Source organism: Actinomycetospora corticicola, from assembly GCF_013409505.1.
Taxonomy (GTDB): domain Bacteria; phylum Actinomycetota; class Actinomycetes; order Mycobacteriales; family Pseudonocardiaceae; genus Actinomycetospora; species Actinomycetospora corticicola.
Genome location: NZ_JACCBN010000001.1, coordinates 4,020,949 through 4,037,219 on the forward strand (window position 1 = coordinate 4,020,949; position 16,271 = coordinate 4,037,219).

14 protein-coding genes are annotated in these 16,271 nt (G+C 71.9%); all 14 read right to left on the reverse strand.

Going from position 1 to position 16,271, the window contains the following annotated elements:
• Position 1: 1 nt before the first annotated feature.
• The 14 genes from nuoN to BJ983_RS19625 are packed head-to-tail and all read right to left on the reverse strand — an operon-like array spanning position 2 to position 16,200.
• The gene (gene nuoN / locus BJ983_RS19560) at positions 2-1,630 is read right to left on the reverse strand and encodes an NADH-quinone oxidoreductase subunit NuoN (RefSeq protein ID WP_179795348.1); all 1,629 of its coding nucleotides are present in this window, start codon (positions 1,628-1,630) and stop codon (positions 2-4) included.
• Complete coding sequence (locus BJ983_RS19565) at positions 1,630-3,288, reverse strand: NADH-quinone oxidoreductase subunit M (protein WP_179795349.1); 1,659 nt, start codon at positions 3,286-3,288, stop codon at positions 1,630-1,632. The genes nuoN and BJ983_RS19565 overlap by 1 nt, the downstream gene beginning before the upstream one ends.
• A complete protein-coding gene (nuoL, locus tag BJ983_RS19570) occupies positions 3,285-5,300 on the reverse strand; it encodes an NADH-quinone oxidoreductase subunit L (RefSeq protein WP_179795350.1) in 2,016 nt (671 codons plus the stop codon). Before nuoL ends, BJ983_RS19565 begins: the two co-directional genes overlap by 4 nt.
• Positions 5,301-5,313: 13 nt before the next feature.
• Positions 5,314-5,613: an NADH-quinone oxidoreductase subunit NuoK gene (nuoK, locus tag BJ983_RS19575; RefSeq protein ID WP_179795351.1), complete on the reverse strand. Its 300-nt coding sequence runs from the start codon at positions 5,611-5,613 to the stop codon at positions 5,314-5,316.
• Positions 5,610-6,413, reverse strand: coding sequence for an NADH-quinone oxidoreductase subunit J (locus BJ983_RS19580; RefSeq protein ID WP_179795352.1), 804 nt, complete (start codon positions 6,411-6,413; stop codon positions 5,610-5,612). The genes nuoK and BJ983_RS19580 overlap by 4 nt, the downstream gene beginning before the upstream one ends.
• Entirely contained in the window at positions 6,410-7,027 is a 618-nt protein-coding gene (gene nuoI / locus BJ983_RS19585) for an NADH-quinone oxidoreductase subunit NuoI (protein ID WP_179795353.1), read from the reverse strand. The genes BJ983_RS19580 and nuoI overlap by 4 nt, the downstream gene beginning before the upstream one ends.
• A complete protein-coding gene (gene nuoH / locus BJ983_RS19590; protein ID WP_343054257.1) occupies positions 7,027-8,364 on the reverse strand; it encodes an NADH-quinone oxidoreductase subunit NuoH in 1,338 nt (445 codons plus the stop codon). The genes nuoI and nuoH overlap by 1 nt, the downstream gene beginning before the upstream one ends.
• Positions 8,361-10,922, reverse strand: coding sequence for an NADH-quinone oxidoreductase subunit G (locus tag BJ983_RS19595; RefSeq protein ID WP_179795354.1), 2,562 nt, complete (start codon positions 10,920-10,922; stop codon positions 8,361-8,363). The genes nuoH and BJ983_RS19595 overlap by 4 nt, the downstream gene beginning before the upstream one ends.
• Before the next feature lies 1 nt (position 10,923).
• Positions 10,924-12,288: an NADH-quinone oxidoreductase subunit NuoF gene (gene nuoF, locus BJ983_RS19600; RefSeq protein ID WP_179795355.1), complete on the reverse strand. Its 1,365-nt coding sequence runs from the start codon at positions 12,286-12,288 to the stop codon at positions 10,924-10,926.
• The gene (gene nuoE, locus BJ983_RS19605) at positions 12,285-13,079 is read right to left on the reverse strand and encodes an NADH-quinone oxidoreductase subunit NuoE (RefSeq protein WP_281376286.1); all 795 of its coding nucleotides are present in this window, start codon (positions 13,077-13,079) and stop codon (positions 12,285-12,287) included. The genes nuoF and nuoE overlap by 4 nt, the downstream gene beginning before the upstream one ends.
• Positions 13,076-14,419: an NADH-quinone oxidoreductase subunit D gene (locus BJ983_RS19610; protein WP_179795356.1), complete on the reverse strand. Its 1,344-nt coding sequence runs from the start codon at positions 14,417-14,419 to the stop codon at positions 13,076-13,078. Before BJ983_RS19610 ends, nuoE begins: the two co-directional genes overlap by 4 nt.
• Positions 14,416-15,246, reverse strand: a complete 831-nt coding sequence (locus tag BJ983_RS19615) for an NADH-quinone oxidoreductase subunit C (RefSeq protein WP_179795357.1) — start codon at positions 15,244-15,246, stop codon at positions 14,416-14,418. Before BJ983_RS19615 ends, BJ983_RS19610 begins: the two co-directional genes overlap by 4 nt.
• Positions 15,246-15,809, reverse strand: a complete 564-nt coding sequence (locus BJ983_RS19620) for a NuoB/complex I 20 kDa subunit family protein (protein ID WP_179795358.1) — start codon at positions 15,807-15,809, stop codon at positions 15,246-15,248. Before BJ983_RS19620 ends, BJ983_RS19615 begins: the two co-directional genes overlap by 1 nt.
• A gap of 10 nt (positions 15,810-15,819) precedes the next feature.
• Positions 15,820-16,200, reverse strand: coding sequence for an NADH-quinone oxidoreductase subunit A (locus BJ983_RS19625; RefSeq protein ID WP_179795359.1), 381 nt, complete (start codon positions 16,198-16,200; stop codon positions 15,820-15,822).
• Between the last annotated feature and the right edge of the window lie 71 nt (positions 16,201-16,271).

Genomic DNA, 16,271 nt, shown 5'->3' on the forward strand with positions numbered 1-16,271 from the left:
CTCAGCCTAGGAAGTTTCCGGCGCCGGCCCACTCCAGGGCGGCCGTCGGGAGCACTCCCAGGAGCAAGGTCACGGCGACGCCCAGCGTGATGGCCACCGTGGTGAGCGGTCCGGGGAGGCTCACGGTCGGTCCGTCGGGCGCCGGGTCCGAGAAGTACATGAGCACGATCACGCGCAGGTAGAAGAACGCGGCGATCGCGCTGCACACCAGCCCCACGATGACCAGCGGCGCCAGCCCGTCGGCCAGACCGGCCGAGAACACCGCGAACTTCGCGGTGAACCCGCTGGTCAGCGGCACCCCGGCAAGGGCGAGCAGGCAGAACGAGAGCGACCCCGCCACGACCGGCGACCGCTGGCCCAGCCCCGCGAACCCCGACAGGTGCCCGGCCTCGCCGTCGCCGGAGCGCACCAGCGAGACCAGTCCGAGGATCGCGATCGTCGTGAAGCCGTAGGCCAGCAGGTAGAACAGCGTGCCGGACAGGCCGGCCGGGGTGATGGCCAGGCAGCCGATGAGCAGGAAGCCGGCGTGCGCCACCGAGGAGTAGGCCACCATGCGCTTCAGGTCGGTCTGGGTGAGCCCCAGCACGGTGCCGATCACCATCGAGGCGATGGCCACGGCCCAGAGCACGCCACGCCACTCCAGCGCCGTGGTGCCGAACGCGACGGTGAAGACCCGCAGGATGGCGCCGAACGCCGCGACCTTGGTGCAGGCCGCCATGAAGGCGGTGACCGGGGTCGGGGCCCCCTGGTAGACGTCCGGGGTCCAGGTGTGGAACGGGCCGACCGAGCCCTTGAACATCAGGCCCACCACGATCAGGGCCAGGCCACCGAACAGCAGCGTGTCCGAGCGCAGGGGCCCGGCCGCCGCCGCGGCGATGTCGGAGAGCCGCACCGACCCGGCGTAGCCGTAGAGCAGGGCGACGCCGTAGATGAAGAACGCCGACGCGAACGCCCCGAGGAGGAAGTACTTCACGGCCGCCTCCTGGGACAGGAGACGGCGGCGCCGGGCGAGCCCGCACAGCAGGTACAGCGGCAGGCTCAGGACCTCGAGGGCCACGAACATCGTGATGAGGTCGTTCGACGCGCAGAACGCGAGCATGCCCAGCAGGGCGAAGAGCACGAACGGGAAGACCTCGGTGTGCATCTCCGGCGCCGGACCGCCCTCGCCCGACGACGAGCCGCCCCGGGAGCCACCCGTCGCGCCCCGACCGGCGTCGGAGCCTCCGGTGGCGAGCGCACCGACCCGGTCCCGCGCGGCGGCGAGCGCCTCGGGGTCGGGCAGGAACACGCCGCCGGCCTCGATCGAACGGTCGGCCAGCAGCAGCACCGACGGGATCGCGAGGGCGAGCAGGGTGCCCCAGAGGAAGAGGCTCGGGGCGTCGACCGAGAGCGCGCCCGCGAGGACGACGACGTCGGTGGCGCCGCTCGTCGCACGCAGGATCACCGCCACGAGGGCGAGGACCACCACGGCGAGGGTGAGCACGAGCTGCACCGGACGGCGCCGGTGGTGCGGCAGCACGGTCTCGACGAGCACCGAGACGATGGCGCCGACGAAGAGGATCAGCAGCGGCGACAGGGCGGCGTAGTCGACGCCCAGGGCGGCGGCGGTGATCTGGCCTTGCGCGGGCATCAGCGGGCGACTCCGTTCGGACCGACCGGGTCGGCCACGCCGACCTCGCTCATCGTGGCGGCGACCGCCGGGTTGATGACGTCGAGCAGCGGCTGCGGGAAGAACCCGAGCAGGAAGACGAGCAGCACCAGCGGTGCCAGCACCCCGATCTCCCGGCCGGACAGGTCACCGAAGCGGGCCTTCGTCGTCGAGGTCCCGTCCGGCGGGTCGAGGGTCTCGGAGAACCCGGGTCCGCCGGCCAGCGCCCGCGCCGACGCCGCACCCGGGCCGCCGCCGACGACGGCCTCGCCGCGCAGCGGGCCCGTCATCGTGCGCTGGTAGACCCAGAGGACGTACAGCGCGGCGAAGATGATCCCGACGGTGGCGATCACCGTGTAGACCGGCTGGCGCGGCCACGAGCCGAGGAGCACCAGGAACTCGGAGACGAACGAGTTCGTGCCCGGCAGCGACAGCGTCGTCAGGCCCGCCAGGAGGAACAGCCCGGCGAGCACCGGCGCGATCCTCCCGACGCCGCCGTAGTCGGCGATCCGCGTCGAGCCGCCGCGGGAGGCGAGCATCCCGACGACGAGGAAGAGCATCGCCGTCGAGATGCCGTGGTTGACCATGTAGAGCGCCGAGCCCGCGATCGCCTGCTGGGAGAACGCGAAGATCCCCAGCCCGATGAACCCGAAGTGGGCGATCGAGGTGTAGGAGACGAAGCGCTTCATGTCGGTCTGCATCGCGGCGAGCAGCGCCCCGTAGAGCACGCCGATCACCGAGAGCACGAGTACGAGCGGGGCCAGCGTCTGTGAGGCCAGCGGGAACAGCGGCAGGCAGTAGCGCAGGAACCCGAAGACGCCGACCTTGTCCAGGACGCCGACGAGGATGACGCCGCCGCCGATCGGGGCCTGGGCACCGGCGTCGGGCAGCCACGTGTGCAGCGGCACCAGCGGCGCCTTGATCGCGAAGGCGGCGAAGAACCCGAGGAACAGGAAGATCTGCGTGGACTCCGGCAGCTGCGCCGCGAGCCGCTGCAGCTCGGCCCAGTCGAAGGTCGCCTGCCCGAGCCGGGTGCCGCTCGCGACGTAGATCCCGATCACCGAGCCGAGCATGATCAGCCCGCCGAGGAACGAGTACAGGAAGAACTTCACCGCGGCGTACTGCCGCCGGGCCCCGCCGAAGCGCCCGATGATGAAGTACATCGGGACGAGCATGACCTCGAACATCACGTAGAAGACGAAGACGTCGGTCGCGGCGAACAGGGCCACGAGCACGCCCTGCAGCGAGAGCATCAGCGCGACGAACCCGCCCGCGCCCCGCGGCTCGCCGTCGGGACCGTCGGGGAACCGCTCCGCCGCCTGCGTGAACGACGTGTACGCGATGACGGTCGGCACGAGGACCGCGAGCAGCGCGACCATCGCGAGCGCGATGCCGTCGAGGCCGAGGGAGAACGAGACCCCGAAGGCCGGGATCCACTCGACCGAGGACTCGCCCTGGAACCGGGTCGGCGCGGCGGGGTCGAACAGACCCCAGACCACGGCGACCGCGACGAGCTCGACCAGGGAGACGCCGAAGCCCAGGGACTTCGCGGCCGCGTCGCGGCCGCCCTTGACCAGGACGCCGCAGACCACCGCCCCCACCAGGGGGAGCAGGACGAGGACGATCACGAGGGCGCTCACGGCAGAGCCACCGCCAGCAACGCCGCGACCAGCACGAGCGAGCCTCCCAGCATCGTCAGCGCGTACGAGCGCACGAACCCGGTCTGGGTCCGCCGGGCCCGGCCCGACGTCCCGCCGAGCAGGGCGGCGGTGCCGTTGACGGCCCCGTCCACCCCGCGGTTGTCGAGGTAGACCAGCGCCCGGGAGAACCAGATCCCCGGACGCGCGATCAGCTTCTCGTTGATCGCGTTGGCGTAGAGGTCGGCGCGGGCGGCCCGCACCGGCAGGGCCACCCGCTGCGGGCGCTCGACCGGGACCTCCTTGCGGCCCACCGTCAGGTAGGCGATCCCGGCGCCGAGCAGCATGAGCACCGAGGCGATGCCGGGGACGAGCCCCGTCGGGATGACGGTGTCCTCGACCTCGCGCAGCGGGCCGATCGACGGCTCGAGCCACCCGCCGAGGCGCTCCCCGATGACGAGGAACGCGCCGGCCCCGACCGAGCCGACGGCCAGCAGGATCATCGGCACCGTCATCGTCGCGGGCGACTCGTGCGGGTGGTAGTGCTCCGGCGAACCGTGCCCGGGCTCCGGGTGCTGCGGAGCCGCCTCGCTCTCCAGCGACGGGTCCCACGGCGCGGCGCGCGGCGTCAGCGAGCGCCACCGCTCCGGGCCGAAGAACGTCATGAGCATCAGCCGCGTCATGTAGAAGGCGGTCAGGCCGGCCGCCAGCAGCGCCGCGCCGCCGAGCAGCCAGCCGCGTACCGGCGAGCCCCCGAGGGCGGCCTCGATGATGAGGTCCTTCGAGTAGAAGCCGGACAGGAACGGGAAGCCGATGAGCGCCAGGTAGCCGAGGGTGAACGTGGCGAACGTGATCGGCATGTGCCGCCACAGCCCGCCGAACCGGCGCATGTCGGTCTCGTCGGCCATCCCGTGCATCACCGACCCGGCGCCGAGGAAGAGCCCCGCCTTGAAGAAGCCGTGGGTGAGCAGGTGCGCGAGGCCGGCCGCGTAGCCGATCGGCCCGAGCCCGACGGCGAGCATCATGTAGCCGATCTGGCTGACCGTGGAGTAGGCCAGGACCTTCTTGATGTCGTCGTAGGCGCAGCCGACGATCGCGCCGATCAGCAGCGTGATCGCCCCGACGATCGTCACCACGAGCTGCCCGGTGGGCGTGAGGTCGTAGATCGGGTGCGAGCGCGCGACGAGGTAGACGCCCGCCGTCACCATGGTGGCGGCGTGGATGAGGGCCGAGACGGGGGTCGGGCCCTCCATGGCGTCGGGGAGCCAGGCCTGCAGCGGGAACTGGCCGGACTTGCCGCACGCGCCGAGCAGGAGCAGCAGCGCGACCGCGGTGACCGCCCCGGGCGAGAGCTCCCCGGCCCGGGCGAAGACCTCGGTGTACTGGGTGGTGCCCAGCTGCGCGAAGAGGATGAAGATCGCCAGCGCGAGCCCGACGTCACCGACCCGGTTCATCAGGAAGGCCTTCTTCGCCGCGGACGCCGCGAGCGGGCGCTGCACGTAGAAGCCGATGAGCAGGTACGAGGCGAGACCGACGCCCTCCCACCCGAGGTAGAGGGTGAGGAAGCCGTTGCCGAGAACCAGCACGAGCATCGACGCGACGAACAGGTTGAGCATCGCGAAGAACTTGCGGCGGTTCTCGTCATGGGCCATGTAGCCCACCGAGTAGATGTGGATCAGCGACCCGACCCCGGTGATGAGCAGGACGAACGTCAGCGACAGCGGGTCCAGGCGCAGCCCGAACTCCACCGACAGCGACCCGGACGCGAACCACTCGTAGAGCGGCAGCTCGCGCACCCGCTCCTCGCCCGGCAGCGCGAGCGTCGAGACGAACAGCACGACGCCGTAGACGAAGGACCCGAGCACCGTGGCGGTGCCGAGCAGGTGGCCCCAGCGGTCGGTGCGCCGACCGCCGAGGAAGAGCACCGCGGCGCCCAGGGCCGGCAGCGCGACCAGGAGCCAGGCAGCGGTGCCGGCTCCCGTCGCCTCGGCCACGGGCGGCAACTCGGTGAGCATCGAGGAGCTCCCGTCAGTACTTGAGGAGGTTCGCGTCGTCGACCGAGGCGGTCCGGCGCGTGCGGAAGATGGCCATGATGATCGACAGCCCGACGACGACCTCGGCCGCGGCGACGACGATGACGAACAGGGCCATGACCTGCCCGTCGAGGTTGCCGTTGATCCGGGAGAAGGTCACCAGTGAGAGGTTCGTGGCGTTGAGCATGAGCTCGACGCACATGAACACGACGATCGCGTTGCGTCGCACCAGCACGCCCACGGTGCCGATCGCGAACAGCAGGGCGGAGAGCAGCAGGTAGTTCGTGGGGCTCACGCCTGGCTCCCCGTGACGGACTGGTCGTGGCGGTGGTCCGCGTGCGCCGACGTGTCGTGCTCGTCGCCGGCGTGCGCCAGTTCAGTCTGGTGGCCCAGCCGCTCGCGGGCGGTCGCCTCGATGATCTCCGAGAGCGACTCGGGGGCGACGGAGCCGTCGGGCAGCAGCGCCGGGGTGGCGACCGAGTCCGCCGTCGCGAAGACGCCGGGACCCGAGCGCGAGCCGTACTTCTCCAGCGGCCCCTGCAGGCGGGCGACGACGCGCTCGCGCTGGCTCGCGGTCTGGCGCTTGGCCCGGCCCGCGAAGGTGTAGACGACCGCGCCGAGGGTGCCGACGACGATGAGCGCCGAGGCGAGCTCGAGCGCGGCGACGTAGCGGGTGAAGACCAGCAGACCGAGGCCGCCGGTGTTCTGGTCCGGCAGGGTCGTGCCGACCACGCTCGCGGTCACCGACCCCGCCACCGTGCTGACGAGCAGCCCGGCGATGCCGACGCCGAGGATCGCGGCCGCGACGCGCTGACCGCGCAGCACCTCGACCACCGAGTCCGAGGCGTCCCGGCCGACCATCATCAGCACGAAGACGAAGAGCATCATGATCGCGCCGGTGTAGACGATGATCTGGGTGAACCCCAGGAACGGCGCCGACTGGACCATGTAGAGGAAGCCGAGCGAGAGCATCGTCACGACGAGCCACAGCGCGGAGTGCACGGCGTTGCGGGCGAACACCATGCCCAGCCCGCCGGCCAGCGCGATGGGGCCGAGGATCCAGAACCCGATGGCCTCGCCGATCGAGGTGGTCATCGCTTCTCCTCCGGGGCCTTCCCGACGAGGGCCGCACCCGGCAGGGCATTCGCCCCGGCGCGGTTGTCGGTGTCGAGGTCGTCCGCGCCGGCCTGGTCCCGGCCGCGCCGCGCCATCTCCGGGCCCTGCACGTAGTAGTCCTGCTCGTCGTCCCCGAGCCGCATGGGGTGCGGCGGCTGCTCCATGCCCGGCAGCAGCGGGGCGAGCAGCATGTCCTTGGTGTAGATCAGGTGCTGGCGGTCGTCGTCGGCGAGCTCGTACTCGTTGGTCATCGTCAGCGACCGCGTCGGGCACGCCTCGATGCAGAGCCCGCAGCCGATGCAGCGCAGGTAGTTGATCTGGTAGATCGCGCCGTAGCGCTCCCCCGGGGAGAACCGGGCGTCCTCGGTGTTGTCGCCGCCCTCGACGTAGATCGCGTCGGCGGGGCAGGCCCAGGCGCAGAGCTCGCAGCCCACGCACTTCTCGAGGCCGTCCGGGTGCCGGTTGAGCTGGTGGCGGCCGTGGTAGCGCGGCGCGGTCACCTTCTTGACCAGCGGGTACTCCTCGGTGACCACCTTCTTGAACATCGTCGAGAAGGTCACGCCGAAGCCGGCGATGCCGTCGAACATGCCCATCAGGCGTCCTCCTTCTGACCGGTGCCCACGGCGGCCGTCTCCTTCGAGGGGCCCGCCGGGCCGGACGACACCGCACGGCGGCGGCGCGGCGGGCTCGCCGGCACGGTGAGGTCGAGCGGCGGCACGGGGTAGTTCCCGACGACGGGTGGCTCGGCCGCGTCCTCGTCCTCGTCGGACGCGCGGTCGGGCAGCATCAGCGCGACCACGATCGCCACGACGAGCACGGCCGCGCCGATCATCAGCACCACCGGCGCCGAGATCGTGCCGAACTGGTTGCGCAGCACCCGCAGGACGGCGATCGCGATCAGCCACACGAGGCTGACCGGGATGAGGACCTTCCAGCCGAGCCGCATGAACTGGTCGTACCGCTGGCGGGGCAGGGTGCCGCGCAGCCAGATGTAGACGAACAGGAACACGAACATCTTCGAGATGAACCAGACGACCGGGAGCCAGCCCTCGTTGACCCCGGGGATCAGCGAGAGCGGCCACGGCGCCATCCAGCCGCCGAGGAACAGCGTGGTGGCCACCGCGGAGAGGGTGACCATGTTGACGTACTCGGCGAGGAAGAAGAGCGCGAACTTCAGCGACGAGTACTCGGTGTGGAAGCCGCCGACGAGCTCCGACTCGGCCTCGGGGAGGTCGAACGGCGCCCGGTTGGTCTCGCCGACCATCGAGACGGCGAAGACGATGAAGCTGACCGGCAGCAGCCAGATGTACCAGCCGTTCTGCTGCGCGGAGACGATGTCGGCGGTGGACAGCGAGCCCGCGTAGAGCACGACGCCGATGATCGAGATGCCCAGCGCCAGCTCGTAGGAGATCACCTGCGCGGCGCTGCGGAGGCTGCCGAGCAACGGGTAGGGCGATCCGGAGGCCCAGCCGGCCAGCACGATGCCGTACACGCCGATCGAGGAGCAGGCGAGCACCACGAGGATGCCGACCGGCAGGTCCGCGACCTGCAGCGCGGTCCGGTACCCGAAGATCGACACCTCAGGGCCGAGCGGGATCACGGCGAAGGCGACGAACGCCGGGATCGTCGAGAGCACCGGGGCGATGAAGAAGACGACCTTGTCCGCGAGGACCGGGCGGATGTCCTCCTTGAAGGCGAGCTTCAGCCCGTCGGCCAGCGACTGGAGCAGGCCGAACGGCCCGTTCCAGTTCGGGCCGGGCCGCTGCTGCATGCGCCCGACGACCTTGCGCTCCAGCCAGATCATGAACAGCGTCATGAAGATCAGCAGGGCGAAGACCGCGACCACCTTGATGATGGTCAGCCACAGCGGGTCGTCCGCGATCAGTGCCTGCGTGTACCCGGGGGTCCCGGGTGGCGGCAGCGGGTTCACTGCGGTCCTCCGTTCCCGACGACGGGCGTGGTGGCGGGGGTGGTCGCGGCGGGTCCGCGGACCTCGACGGCGCCGCCGTGGTGGAGCCCGAGCCCGGCGAGGGTGACGACCCCACCGGCGACCGGAACGTGCGAGGGCGCCCAGACGACGTCGGCGGGCAGGTCGGCGAGCTCGACCACGAGGTCGAGCGCCTCGCCGATCCGGGCCGGTTCCCCGGCGACCAGGCCGAGCCGCTCGGCGGTGTCCGCGGCGACCCGGAGGCGGGCCGGGCGGGCGGTGCCGGGCAGGTCGTTCTCCTCGGCCAGCAGCGCACCGCCGTCGATCAGCTGGCGCCAGGTGGCGAGCCGGACGGAGGACCCGCCGACGGGGGCGGCGGGGGTCGACGGGCGCGTCGCCGGGGTGGACGGGGTGACCGCCACGGTGCCCAGCTCCGCGAGCTCCGCCGCGGCGGCCTGCGGGGTCTGGGTGAACAGGTCGACGTCCATCTCGACGGCGAGCGAGTCCAGGACGCGGCAGTCCGGCAGCGTCACCGCGGCCGTGCCGCCGACGCGGCCGGAGCCGCCCTGGCCGGGGTCGATCGTCGTGGCGAAGGGCCGGTCGCGGCCCTCCCAGTTGCGGTAGGTGCCGCTGCGGTTGACCGCGGGCGCCACCGGCAGCACGACGTCGGCGTGCTCGGTGGCCTCGGAGAACACCTGCTCCAGGGAGATCACCACGTCGGCCTCGGCGAGGGCGGCGCGGGCGAGCTCCGGGTCGGGCAGGTCGGCGAGCTCGACGCCGCCGACGACGAGTCCGGCCAGCTCCCCGTCGCGTGCGGCGGTGAGGATGGCCGTGAGGTCGCGGCCGGGCGTCGTGGGCAGGGCGGGCACGCCCCAGACCTCGGCGACCGCCTCGCGGGCCGCCGCGTCGTCGACGCGACGGGCCCCGGGCAGCAGGGTCGGCAACGCGCCGGCGTCCACGCCGCCGCGCTCCCCGGCCCGTCGCGGCACCCACGCGATGCGGGCCCCGGTCCGGGCGCCCAGCTCGCTGACCGCGGTGAGCAGGCCCGGCACCTCGGCGGCGCGCTCGCCGACGAGCACCACGGCGCCCGGTGCGGCCAGGGCCGCGGCGAGGTCGTCGGGCAGGTCGGAGAGGGCCGCGGCCTCCTCGCCGGGCGCGGCACCCAGCAGGTGCCCCCCGGTCTTCGCGACGGCGGGCGTGGTCCAGCTGCCGACGTGCACCACGCGGGTGCCGTGGCGGGAGGCCTTGCGCAGCCGCAGGAAGACGATCGGCGACTCCTCCTCGGGGTCGAACGCCACGCACAGCACGGTGCGGGCGGCCTCGAGGTGGGCGTAGGAGACGTGGCTCGGCGCGACGCCCGCGACGTGGCCCGCGAGGAAGTCCAGCTCCTCGTCGGAGTGGGCGCGGGCCCGCTGGTCGACGTCGTTGGTACGCAGCGCGACCCGGGCGAACTTGGCGTAGGCGTAGGCGTCCTCGACGGTCAGCCGACCGCCGGGGAGCACCCCGACGCCGGACTTCGCGCCGTGCTCGGTGCCGTCCTCGTCGGTCCGCGGGGCGCCCGCGCCGTCCCGCGCGGCCGCGAGCAGGGCCGCGGCCCGCTCCAGCGCGTCCACCCACGGGACCGGCGTGAGCACGCCGTCCTCACGGACCATCGGCTGCAGCACCCGCTGCGGCGAGGTGGGGTACCGGAAGGCGAAGCGGCCCTTGTCGCAGAGCCACTCCTCGTTGACGGTCGGCTCCTCGCCGGCCAGCACGCGGGTGACGCCGCCGCGGCGCCAGTCCCGGCGGGTCGAGCAGCCCGACGCGCAGTGCTCGCACTGGCCCGGCGTCGAGACGAGGTCGAACGGCCGGGAGCGGAACCGGTAGGAGGCGCTGGTCAGTGCCCCGACCGGGCAGATCTGGATGGTGTTGCCGGAGAAGTAGGACTGGAACTCCTCGCCGGCGCCCCAGGCCGTCTCCTCCGTGCCGATCTGCTGGTGCGCGCCGCGCTCGAGGAGCTCGATGAACGGGTCGCCGGCGATCTGGTCGGAGAAGCGGGTGCAGCGCTGGCAGAGCACGCAGCGCTCGCGGTCGAGCAGCACCTCGTCGGAGATGGGCAGCGGCTTCTCGAAGTGCCGCTTGTGCTCGTGGAACCGCGACTCGGCCCGCCCCGAGGACATGGCCTGGTTCTGCAGGGGGCACTCGCCGCCCTTGTCGCAGATCGGGCAGTCCAGCGGGTGGTTGATGAGCAGGAGCTCCATCACGCCCTGCTGCGCCTTGTCGGCGACGGCGCTGGTCACCTGCGTCCGCACCACCATGCCGTCGGCGACGGTCATGGTGCAGCTGGCCTGCGGCTTGGGCATCGGCCGCCCGCCCATCTCCACCTCGACCAGGCACTGACGGCAGGCGCCGGCCGGCTCGAGGAGGGGGTGGTCGCAGAAGCGGGGGACCACGATGCCGAGGCGCTCGCAGGTCCGGATGAGGAGCTCGCCCTTGGGTGCGTCGACGGTGCGGTCGTCGATCGTCAGCCGGACGTGGCCCTCGGGGACCGGCGGGGCCTCCTGCTCGGGAGCCTGGGTCATGTCAGTGCGCTCCGGCGAGAACTCGGTCCGAGGACACCTGCTGGGAGGAGCAGAGGTCCAGGAACTCCTGGCGGAAGTACTTGATGCCGCTGGTGATCGGGGAGACGGCGCCGTCGCCCAGGGCGCAGAAGGAGCGGCCCAGGACGTTCGAGCACACGTCGAGGAGGGTGTCGATGTCCTCCTCGGTGCCCTGGCCGTCGTTCATGCGGCGCAGGATTCCGGCGAGCCAGTAGTTGCCCTCACGGCAGGGGGTGCACTTGCCGCAGGACTCGTGCTCGTAGAACTCGGTCCACTTCATCACCGCCCACGGCACGCTGACCGTCTCGTTGAAGATCATCACGGCGGTGGTGCCGAGCATGGAGCCGGCCTCCGCGGCGCCCTCGAAGTCCAGCGGGACGTCGAGGTGCTCGGCGGTGAACAGCGGCGTGGACGAGCCACCCGGCGTCCAGAACTTCAGCGGGATGCCGTCCTTCATGCCGCCGGCCATCTCGAGCAGCTCGCGCAGCGTGGTGCCGAGCGGGGCCTCGTACTGGCCCGGCCGCTCGACGTGCCCGGACAGCGAATAGATCTTCGGCCCGGGCGAGCGCTCGCGGCCCATCGTCCGGAACCACTCCTTGCCACCGGCCACGATCGACGGGACGGTCGCGATGGTCTCGACGTTGTTGACCACCGTCGGGGCCGCGTAGAGCCCCGCCGTCGCCGGGAACGGCGGCTTGAGCCGCGGCTGGCCGCGGCGCCCCTCGAGCGAGTCGAGCAGGGCGGTCTCCTCGCCGCAGATGTACGCGCCCGCCCCGGCGTGGACCACGATGTCGAGGTCGAAGCCGGTGCCGTGGATGTCCTTCCCGAGGTGGCCCGCCTCGTAGGCCTCCTGCACGGCGTAGTGCAGCCGCCGGATGGCGTGGACGATCTCACCGCGGATGTAGATCGCGCAGAAGCTCGCGCGGATCGCGTAGGCCGTGATGATGCAGCCCTCGATGAGGCTGTGCGGGTCGGCCATCATCAGCGGGGTGTCCTTGCAGGTCCCCGGCTCGCCCTCGTCGGCGTTGATGACGAGGTACTTCGGCTTGAACTGCGGGGCGTCCTTGGTGGCCTCGGTCGGCTCCTCGCCCGGCTTCGGCTGCGGGATGAAGCTCCACTTCATGCCCGTCGGGAAGCCCGCGCCGCCGCGACCGCGCAGCCCGGAGTCCTTCACCAGGGACACGATGTCGGCCGGGTCCATGGCGAGGGCCTGCTCCAGGGCGCCGTAGCCACCGAGCTCGGTGTAGTGGCGCAGGGTCCACGACTCCGGCAGCAGCCACCGGCGGGTCAGCACCGGGGTCAGCGGGTCGGGGCGGTACTCCTCGGGCGTCCCACTCGGCTGGGTCACGAGGCACCTCCAGGGAGGTCGGTGGCTTCGGTGGGTCGGTCGGGCCCGGCGTCGGGCATCGGGGGCGCGGTCCAGCCACGCTCCTCGGCGAGCCGCGCGCCGCGCAGCGTGGCCTCGTCGGCGCTGGGGCCGGCGTTCGCCGCGGCGCCCCCGACCTCGGGGTCGTCGAAGAAGCCGGCGAGCAGCAGCTCGATGCGGCGGAAGTCGGTCAGCGGGGCACCGCGCGTCGGGTGCGGCTTCTCGCCCCGCTGCAGCGCCGCGATGATCTCGAGCGCGCTGTCGACGGTCTGCCGGTCGTAGAACTCGTAGTTGACGGTGAGCACGGGCGCGAGGTCGCAGGCGGCCAGGCACTCGGCGTGCTCGATGGTCAGGCTGCCGGTGGTCCCCGGCTCGCCCGCGGTCTCCTCGTGGCCGATCCCGCCGAGCCGTTCACGCACGGCCGCGTAGATGTCGTCGCCGCCGAGCGCCGCGCACAGCGTGTTCGTGCAGACGCTGACCAGGTGCTCGCCGACCGGCTCGCGCTTGTACATCGTGTAGAACGTCGCGACCGCCGAGACCTCGGCGGGCGTGATGTCCAGGACGTCGGCGCAGAACGCGACGCCCTCGCGGCTCACGTGGCCCTCGACGTACTGCACGAGGTGCAGCAGCGGCAGCAGGGCCGAGCGCGGCTCCGGGTAGCGCATGACGATGGCCGCGGCCCGCTCGCGCTGCCCGTCGAAGCGCGAGAGGTCGACCTCGTTCACGGTCCGGCTGGTCGAGCTCCGCTGCGCCACGTCTCCCGTGCTGGTCATCGGTCGCAGCCCCCCATCACCGGGTCGAGACTCGCCAGCGCGGCGATGACGTCGGAGAGCAGCCCGCCCTCGCACATCGCCGGCGCGGCCTGCAGGTTGACGAAGCTGGGCTCGCGCAGGTGCACCCGCAGCGGGCGGGTGCCGCCGTCGGACACGAGGTGGGCGCCGAGCTCGCCGCGCGGCGACTCGATCGGCACGTAGGCCTGCCCCGGCGGGACCTTGAAGCCCTCGGTGACCAGCTTGAAGTGGTGGATCAGGGACTCCATCGACTGCCCCATGATCTGCCGGACGTGCTCGAGCGAGTTGCCCATGCCGTCGGCGCCGATGGACAGCTTCGCGGGCCAGGCGATCTTCGCGTCGCCGACCATCACCGGGCCGGGCTCGAGCGCCTCGACGCACTGCCGGATGATCCGCAGCGACTGGTGCATCTCCTCGACGCGCAGCTTGTAGCGCGCGAAGGAGTCGGCCGCCGTCTCGGTCGGCACCTCGAAGTCGTACTGCTCGTAGCCGAGGTAGGGCTCGACCTTGCGCAGGTCCCAGGCGAGGCCCGCCGAGCGCAGGATCGGTCCGGTGACCCCGAGGGAGAGGCAGCCGTCGAGCGGGAGGTAGCCGACGCCGACGAGGCGCTGCTGCCAGATCGCGTTGCCCGTGAGCAGCTGGTGGAAGCCCGGCAGGCGGGAGTCCATGACGTCGCAGAACTCGAGGATGCGCTTCTCCGCGCCCTCCGGGAGGTCCTGGACGACGCCGCCGGGGCGGATGAACGCGTGGTTCATCCGCAGGCCGGTGAGGAACTCGAGGAGGTGCAGGACCTCCTCGCGCTCGCGGAACCCGTTGGTCATGCCGGTGAGGGCGCCGAGCTCCATGCCGCCGGTGGCCAGCGCGACGAGGTGGGAGCCGATCCGGTTGATCTCCATGAGGAGGACCCGGATCACCTCGGCGCGGGTGGGCACCTCGACGCCGAGCAGGCGCTCGATCGACATGCAGTACGCGGTCTCGGTGAACAGCGGCGAGAGGTAGTCCGCCCGCGTCACGAAGGTGACGCCCTGGGTCCAGGTGCGGTACTCGCAGTTCTTCTCGATCCCGGTGTGCAGGTAGCCGATGACCAGCCGCACGTCGGTGACGGTCTCGCCGGAGACCTCCATGACCAGGCGCAGCACGCCGTGGGTGGACGGGTGCTGCGGCCCCATGTTGATGACGATGCGCTCGTCGCCCGACGACTCGTCGATGAGCTCGTCCCAGTCGCCACCGGTGACCGTGTAGACGGTCCCCTCGGTGGTCTCGCGGGAGCTCGCGGCGTAGGGGTCGGTGGCGGTGTCGGTGGTGGGCACGTCGGTGCTCATGTGTAGGCCCTCCGCTGGTCGGGCGGCGGGATCTCGGCGCCCTTGTACTCGACCGGGATGCCGCCCAGCGGGTAGCTCTTCAGCTGCGGGTGGCCGTTCCAGTCGTCCGGCATGAGGATCCGGGTCAGGCTCGGGTGGCCGTCGTAGACGATCCCGAACATGTCCCAGGTCTCGCGCTCGTGCCAGTCCGCCGTCGGGTAGACGGGCACGAGCGAGGGGCAGTGCGCGTCGTCGAGGTCCAGGCAGACCTCGAGCCGCAGACGGCGGCGGTAGGTCATCGAGAGCAGCTGAACCACCGAGTGGAGCTGCTGCGGCACGCCCTCGCCGTAGTCCACCCCGGACACCCCGGAGCAGAACTCGAAGCGCAGGGCCGGGTCGTCGCGCAGCGTCCTCGCCAGGGCCGGGAGGTGCTCGCGGGCGACGTACCAGGTCATCTCGCCGCGGTCGACCGTCACCTGCGGCACGGCCGTCTCGAAGGCGACTGCGTCCGATTCCCCCCGGGCCGCGCCCTCCTCGAGGGCGGCCGCGGTCTCGTCGACGACCTCGTCGAACCAGCCGCCGTAGGGCCGCTCGGCCGGGGCCGGGGCGTAGGCGGGCAGGCGCAGGCCGCCGAACCCGGAGGTGTCGCCGGACCCGCTGATGCCGAACATGCCCTCGCGCGCGCGGCCGGTCACGGCCGGCGCGTGCGGGCGGTCCTGCTCGGTCGGGGAGAACGCGACCGCGCCGCGCTCGGTGTGCTCGGAGGACCCGGCCGTCGCGCCGGTGGGGCCGCTGGCGCCGCCGGTCCCGGTCGCCGGGACGCCGGGCTGCTTCTCGTCGTCCGGCATCAGGCGTTCTCCCGCCCGTACTTGACCGACGACGGGAGCAGCTCCAGCGTCTCGCCCTGGGCGCGGCGCTCGGCGGCGAGCTGGGCCCGGACCGGGCCGAGCGGCTCCTGCTGGATCTTCTGGTGCAGCTTGAGGATCGCGTCGATCAGCATCTCCGGCCGCGGCGGGCAGCCGGGGAGGTACATGTCGACCGGCACGACGTGGTCGACGCCCTGGACCACCGCGTAGTTGTTGAACATGCCGCCGGAGGAGGCGCACACGCCCATCGCCAGCACCCAGCGCGGCTCGGCCATCTGGTCGTAGATCTGGCGCAGGACCGGCGCCATCTTGTTGGTCACGCGCCCGGCCACGATCATCAGGTCGGCCTGGCGCGGGCTGGGGCGGAAGACCTCCATGCCGAAGCGACCGAGGTCGTAGCGCGGCGCGCCCGACGTCATCATCTCGATCGCGCAGCAGGCCAGGCCGAAGGTGGCCGGCCACAGCGACGCCTTGCGGGTCCAGTTCACCAGCCCCTCGACGCTGGCCAGCAGGATGCCGTTCGGCAGCTTCTCCTCGAGTCCCATCTCGGACCTCCTAGCTCCAGTCCAGCCCGCCGCGACGCCACTCGTAGGCGTACGCGATGAGGATCGGCACGAGGAACACGAGCACGGCGGCGAGGCCGAACAGTCCGAGCGCGTCGATGTTGAGGACGTACGGGTACAGGAACACCAGCTCGACGTCGAAGAGGATGAACATCATCGCCGTCAGGTAGTAGGCGACCGGCACGCGGCCACCGCCCACCACGGGCTGCGGCGAGGGCTCGATCCCGCACTCGTAGCTGTCGAGCTTGGCGCGGTTGTAGCGACGTGGGCCGATGAAGGGCGCCGAGGTCACGGAGAACACGGCGAACCCGGCGGCGAGCACGAACATGACGATGAGGGGGATGTACGCGGTGAGTCCCGTGCTGCCCGGCATCCGGGGGAACCTCCAGCTCTTCGTGGCCTAGTGCGTGGTCGGCGACACCGTCGGTCCGGTGTCCGGCGTCA

Excerpts from the sequence above, each read along its gene's own strand:
- nuoN (WP_179795348.1), bottom strand. The coding sequence starts at position 1,630 with ATGCCCGCGCAAGGCCAGATCACCGCCGCCGCCCTGGGCGTCGACTAC.
- nuoL (WP_179795350.1), bottom strand. The coding sequence starts at position 5,300 with ATGCTCACCGAGTTGCCGCCCGTGGCCGAGGCGACGGGAGCCGGCACC.
- BJ983_RS19580 (WP_179795352.1), bottom strand. The coding sequence starts at position 6,413 with ATGACCACCTCGATCGGCGAGGCCATCGGGTTCTGGATCCTCGGCCCC.
- nuoI (WP_179795353.1), bottom strand. The coding sequence starts at position 7,027 with ATGGGCATGTTCGACGGCATCGCCGGCTTCGGCGTGACCTTCTCGACG.
- BJ983_RS19595 (WP_179795354.1), bottom strand. The coding sequence starts at position 10,922 with ATGACCCAGGCTCCCGAGCAGGAGGCCCCGCCGGTCCCCGAGGGCCAC.
- nuoE (WP_281376286.1), bottom strand. The coding sequence starts at position 13,079 with ATGACCAGCACGGGAGACGTGGCGCAGCGGAGCTCGACCAGCCGGACC.
- BJ983_RS19610 (WP_179795356.1), bottom strand. The coding sequence starts at position 14,419 with ATGAGCACCGACGTGCCCACCACCGACACCGCCACCGACCCCTACGCC.
- BJ983_RS19615 (WP_179795357.1), bottom strand. The coding sequence starts at position 15,246 with ATGCCGGACGACGAGAAGCAGCCCGGCGTCCCGGCGACCGGGACCGGC.
- BJ983_RS19620 (WP_179795358.1), bottom strand. The coding sequence starts at position 15,809 with ATGGGACTCGAGGAGAAGCTGCCGAACGGCATCCTGCTGGCCAGCGTC.
- BJ983_RS19625 (WP_179795359.1), bottom strand. The coding sequence starts at position 16,200 with ATGCCGGGCAGCACGGGACTCACCGCGTACATCCCCCTCATCGTCATG.